Raw genomic sequence first — 5742 nt, forward strand, 5'->3', positions numbered from 1 at the left:
CTTTTCAGCCATTGGATGCTTTTGTTCCGGTGACGCCGCTTCACCCATTGCCACGCTTCATTCCAGATATACCCGTCAACATAGCTGAAAGTATCTGCCGAGACAACATGTTTATGGTAGTTGGCCCAGCCCCGTATTTTCATGTTAAGATCATGAATCAGAGCCTGAGCTTCTGACCCCCGGTGCTTCCTGAACGTTTCGTTGATATTGCGCATGAAGGTCTGCACATTTTTCCTGGACGGTTTAATGAGCAGTTTGCCGTCATACTTTCGAACGTTTTGTCCGAGAAAGTCGAACCCTTTGTCTATACGGGTAATCAGTGTCTTCTCTTCGGACAGGGATAGATCCCGTTTCGAAAGAAAACTGATTATTGCCGGTTTGACCTTGGATTCAAGAAGTTCCCGGCTTGCACCTGTAACAATGAAATCATCAGCATACCGGATGACATTGATTTTGGAACTGATATCATTTCCGTTGCGTCGGTCTCGGACCGGTGCCACGGATTTAGCAGTTCCTTCTATGCCGTCCAGAACCATGTTGGCAAGTATTGGAGAGGCAATGCCTCCCTGGGGTGTGCCTCGGTTTGTTGGAAATAGTTTACCGTCTTCCATAAACCCGGAAGCCAGCCATTTAGAGAGGACCATCTTATCCATAGGAATATGCTCGATCATCCAGTCATGGCTGATTTCATCAAAACAGGCTTTGATATCTGCTTCAAGAATCCAGACCGGAGAGGCTTTCTTGGCCAGTGTATTAAAGCATTGGGATATGGCATCCGCACAGCGTCTGTGTGACCTGAATCCGTATGAATTGTGGTCGGCCAGTGTTTCTGCTATGGGTTCCAATGCCAGTTTATACAGCGCCTGGACAGCCCTGTCGGTCATGGTCGGAATACTTAGCGGACGTTTCTTGCCGTTTTTCTTGGGGATATAGATTCGCCTGAGCGACGATGGCCGGTATCCTCTTCTTTTGAGGCCACCTGCTGCCTGGAATTTCTGCCTGGCAGTTTTCCAGGTGACGTTGTCGACACCTGGTGTGCGCTTTCCTTTATTAGAGGTCACGCGTTTTACAGCTAACAGCTTTGCATGGTAGGAGTGGGTCAGAAGCCATTGAAGGGCCTTGGCCTTTCCATACCTTCCTTCCTTCACAGCCTTTGCGATACGCATTTGCAGTCTTTTAACGGCTTCATAGATGGTCGGCCAATGAATGGATTTCCAGTTTCTGAAACTGCCGATGGGCGCACCAGCTATTGCCGTCATTTGCTTTCCCATCTTCAAAGATTCTCCAGATTATCTCGCAAAGAAACACCTGCCCGGGTGCGTCTGTAGTCACACCCGCCGGACGTCAGCTCCCTTTCGGGCCGGGTAATGTTGATAATCAATTGATCCATCTCAATCCGTATCCGCCTCATTACAAGATGGCATTCGCTTTTTCCTGCATCTTACTCCCGCACCCCCATCAGTGTGCCTTGCGGTTTCACCTGCCGAATAGTCCCGGCGAGGATACGGGGTTTCCACGTTCCGCATTATTGCCAATTAATGGATGACTTAGGCCTGCCCACTGCACCGGCGGCGCAACATCTCCGTGCAGGCAGTTACGAAACCTGCAACCTGACCGCTCACCTTTTGGTCCAAGCTTACCAGCCTCTTTAGCTTGTTCTCCCTGACGACGCTTAAGGAACATTCAATTAATTTGACCATATCATCCAAACCCTTGCCCTCACCCGGAATGAGGCTTCCAGGAGGGTATCCGCCTCACGGCTTTCACCCCTTCCGAAATTGCGGAATTCGGTACTTGTCGGTTGGGCTTCACACCGCTGCCGGATGCACCGGCAACCGCATGCCACCTAGGGTACCGGCAGGAGAATGCCGGGTTTGGTCAGGACCGACAGGCCCGCCAAACAGCCAATAATGCGACCTCGTGTCGCACCCCAACGGGGAGCTCAGCCGCCCGGGGCATATAGCCGAGCAGGTTGTCGAAGCCAAGTTTTTTCCAAAACCAAGAGCTTTCGAAAAGTCGATAGCCTCCCCGGGTCGGGCTGCAGCGTTTTGTGTGTGCCGGGCACGGCACATGTTCTTAAAAGTGAGTCAAATGTAATGGATTTCCAAACATTTGGCAAGTCTTAGGCCCAGCCAGATGGAGGCGAAGGGTGTAGCGGTAGTGCAACGGGGTACCGGTGACGGTGCTTCGGGAGGAAGCCGCCTTGCTGAGGCAAGGTACCGCGAAGGTACGGGATGACGTACAGGAATCGGATATAAGGCGCACATACCGGGACGAGCCTGCACAACAAGGTAAAGTCCTCTATCCATTACAGGGTATGTCCGTAAACTCGGCATTCACGTACTGAAAGGCATGTGTTTACCCCGGGAGGTCTCCCATGTGCCGAAACGGCTGAGGGCCGGGCAACCGGTCCTGATCGCATGGGAGAAGTCAGCAGAAGGCATAGTAGCCGGTGGAAACGAGCCCCGCAAAGCGGGGAGGACTCACCCTGGTGAAGGCCTGAACGGTGCCTGGGCCGAATGGTCCGGGTAAATGATAACGACAAATAGGAGGTGTGTACTTGTGAGCAGACAGCCACAGCAGATGGAACTGTTCCCAGCGTCACAGATTGCCGAACGTCTGGGAAACAATGACCGGTTAATGGAGATGATCCTTGAACGCAACAACATTATCCGGGCATGGAAACAGGTTTGTGCCAACAAAGGTGCGCCCGGCGTAGATGGTATGAAAACCAGTCAACTCGGGAACTACCTGGCAAAGCACTGGCCTGAAATTGAACAAGACCTGCTTAATTGTAAGCATAAACCGTTACCGGTGAAGCGGAAGGAAATCTCCAAACCGGACGGCGGTGTCCGATTACTTGGAATACCCACGGTGCTTGACCGATTTATACAGCAGGCCATAGCCCAAATCCTGGAACAGGTATGGGAACCTTTTTTCTCTGAATACAGCTATGGATTCAGACCCGGCAAATCCGCACACGATGCGGTGGTGCAGGGTAAAAGGTACATGGTTGAAGGTTATACCTATGTCGTCGATATGGACCTGTCCAAATTTTTCGACCGGGTTTCGCACGACCGCCTGATGAGTAAACTCGCCGGCAGAATCAAGGATAAGCGCGTATTAAAAGTGATACGGCAATATCTAAGATCCGGCGTAATGATCTCAGGCGCTACGATTCCTACGGAAGAAGGAACTCCCCAGGGAGGCCCGCTCTCTCCTTTGCTGTCCAACATCGTCCTTGATGAGCTGGACAAGGAACTGGAGAAACGAGGGCACCGATATGTCCGTTATGCCGATGACTTTATGATCTTCTGCAAAAGCCGGAAAGCGGCCGAAAGGGTTATGCAGAGTATCACCAGGTTTCTGACCGTGAAACTCAAGCTTAAAGTAAACCAGGACAAAAGTGCTGTCAGCAGACCGTGGTTACGCAAATTCCTCGGATTCACATACTTCCAAATGTGTGGGCAGTCCAAGATTCGGATTCACGCCAAGAGCATGAAACGGTTCAAGGATAAAGTCCGGGAATTAACCAGCCGCAAGCGGGGTAAAAGCCTGTGGCAGGTCATTCAGGAATTGAACCAATATTTTCGGGGATGGTGGAATTATTTCCGGCTTACAGAGGCCCAATCCTTCCTCAAAGGTCTCAAAATCTGGATAATGCGAAGGCTGCGAAGTCTTGTCTGGAAACAATGGAAAAATCCTAAAACCAGGGTTCGGAACCTTGAGAAACTTGGTATTGCTCACCATGATGCCATGCTTTGCGGCAATGCCCGGAAAAAGTACTGGCACATGAGCAAAATCAAATGGGTGGCCATTGCCATGCCTGAGAGATATTTTATCGAAAAAGGATTATATCTGCCCGGGAACTGATTTCTGAAATCAGCCGAACCGCCCTGGTACGCGATCCGTATGCCGGGTGGTGTGGGAGGGCTCCTCAGTGATGGGGAGTCCTATCCCGATTGTGCAATATTCTTTTGATCTTTCAGCAAAATTAAGCATTCTATACAATTTAGTTTTACGAATACATTAAAATTGGGGTGTCTAAATCTGCCTTTTTCGATTGCTCATTTTTTGGCCCTCTTTTGTGTCGTTGAAAAGCCTATCAGATAAGGCGTTTCAGCCGATTATAGCAGGCCCAAAAACCGAGCAAAAAAAGAGGGGTAAAAAGCGGGTTTTTAGACACCCCACATTAAAATTGATTTCCTGTCATCTTTACCAAGTGTTATTCGAGATCCGCAAGTGCTTTGATATCACTCCACATAAGGGGTACCTTTAGTTTTGATAAAGTTACAAAATTAACACCTTTCGTTTCCTTTAAACCATTTTCTATTCGAAAATGGTTTAATGCCAATTCTGTCCTTTTCCCCATGACGCCATCGATATCATTTCTTTTCAATTTCTTATTTTCATATAATTTTGTTTGCACCTTTTTCATAAAATCTTTCGTAAAAGTTGAACTTTTTAGGCTGACTGGTATAATTGCAGTCGATCCTTTTTTTATAATATCCTGAGTACTATTATCATCTTCTTTGATAGCGTTAAAAAAAATTTTATCTTTTTCGTTAAAGTTGTTGTAGTAAATAGTAGAAGGTATCCTAACGATACTTAATTTGTGATCAATTTTAAGCCTTATCAAAATACTGCCCACTATCGAAATATATATATCCCTAAGAGTATCGTAACTTTCTGCATTAAAATAAACATCTCCTAAATCCATCGTCGTCTCAGGAAAAAGGAATGATTTTATATGGGTGTCATCTATTTCAAATCTAATTTTGTTTTCAGCTTTAACATCACAAATAAAAGCTCCAGTAAGTGAAACGTTTAATAATTCTTTGTCCATTTCAAATAGATCAAACTCATTTTTTTGTCAGATGCCACAAATCTCTTGCACGCACTTTCTCAATATTAAAGCGTTCGCAAAGTTGTCCGATTACTGTTTCGACTTCTCTGCGAACCGATGTCATAATTCGGACGGATTCTGGAGGACGGTCATCTTTCATATTCGAACGAAAAGGTGTCTGCAGATCAATGCCGTACAAAAGCAATTCGTTATGTAGAAAGTCGCTTATATAACCTTTATCCCCAATGACGAGCCCCCGGATGCCGCAAAGCATTTCCCACAAGGCATCCCGTTCCTCGGCGTTGGCAGCAGTCAGGGTGAAGGACGAAATTACACCAGAAAGGCTGATCAGCACATGGCCTTTGAATCCGTAATATTTTTCATCTTTGGCGGCACAATATCCGTATGTGGCATCACCTTTGAAAATTCGGGAAAAATAAGCCCGTTTGAAATGACATACAGGTAATGGAAAACCGTCAACAAGATGAATATTGTCATCAAAGGCTCCACATTCTTTTGCAAACCTGCGCTGAAGTTTTAATTTCCAATACCAGAGATTTGCGGCTTGGCGCGCAAAGGTTGTCCGGCAACCAAGATCGGGAAAAAAGTGTAGCCAATGACGCCGAAAGTATTCCCATATCCCCTTATCGGTGTCAATTCCGATGTATTCACCCACAATTTCCATGGTAATGACCTCGCTATCGGATAGCGAAGGAGGAAAACCCCGGCTGCGTAATTTTATACCCCGGGAAATTTCTTTCAAAGAATCATCTGTCCGACAATATATTTCAATTATAAAATCTTCTATTGACAACATAACTCTATCCTCCCTGTCTGATATTATCAGTGCCTATCGGGAATATAATCATGTTGTCAAAAAAAGTTGCACATCACGT

4 protein-coding genes and 1 pseudogene are annotated in these 5742 nt (G+C 46.9%); 2 read left to right on the plus strand and 3 right to left on the minus strand.

Annotated elements, in window-relative coordinates:
• A partial coding sequence (gene ltrA / locus Q366_RS18855; RefSeq protein ID WP_156968240.1) for a group II intron reverse transcriptase/maturase occupies positions 1-1259 on the minus strand: 1259 nt, incomplete at its 3' end.
• A 1120-nt stretch (positions 1260-2379) separates the two neighbouring features.
• Between ltrA (Q366_RS18855) and Q366_RS21455 the strand changes: the two genes are divergently transcribed.
• Positions 2380-2532, plus strand: a complete 153-nt coding sequence (locus Q366_RS21455) for a hypothetical protein (protein WP_156968241.1) — start codon at positions 2380-2382, stop codon at positions 2530-2532.
• Between the two features lie 30 nt (positions 2533-2562).
• The gene (gene ltrA / locus Q366_RS18860; protein ID WP_245620021.1) at positions 2563-3873 is read left to right on the plus strand and encodes a group II intron reverse transcriptase/maturase; all 1311 of its coding nucleotides are present in this window, start codon (positions 2563-2565) and stop codon (positions 3871-3873) included.
• Positions 3874-4225: 352 nt separating this feature from the next.
• On the opposite strand, the gene Q366_RS20575 is transcribed toward ltrA (Q366_RS18860), so the two are convergent.
• Positions 4226-4846, minus strand: coding sequence for a hypothetical protein (locus Q366_RS20575; protein WP_051958167.1), 621 nt, complete (start codon positions 4844-4846; stop codon positions 4226-4228).
• 19 nt (positions 4847-4865) lie between these two features.
• Positions 4866-5663: pseudogene (locus Q366_RS18865) on the minus strand (IS982 family transposase); the annotation flags it as partial.
• Positions 5664-5742: the final 79 nt, after the last annotated feature.

Source organism: Desulfobacter vibrioformis DSM 8776 (assembly GCF_000745975.1).
GTDB classification, from domain to species: domain Bacteria; phylum Desulfobacterota; class Desulfobacteria; order Desulfobacterales; family Desulfobacteraceae; genus Desulfobacter; species Desulfobacter vibrioformis.

Excerpts from the sequence above, each read along its gene's own strand:
- Q366_RS20575 (WP_051958167.1), bottom strand. The coding sequence starts at position 4,846 with ATGGACAAAGAATTATTAAACGTTTCACTTACTGGAGCTTTTATTTGT.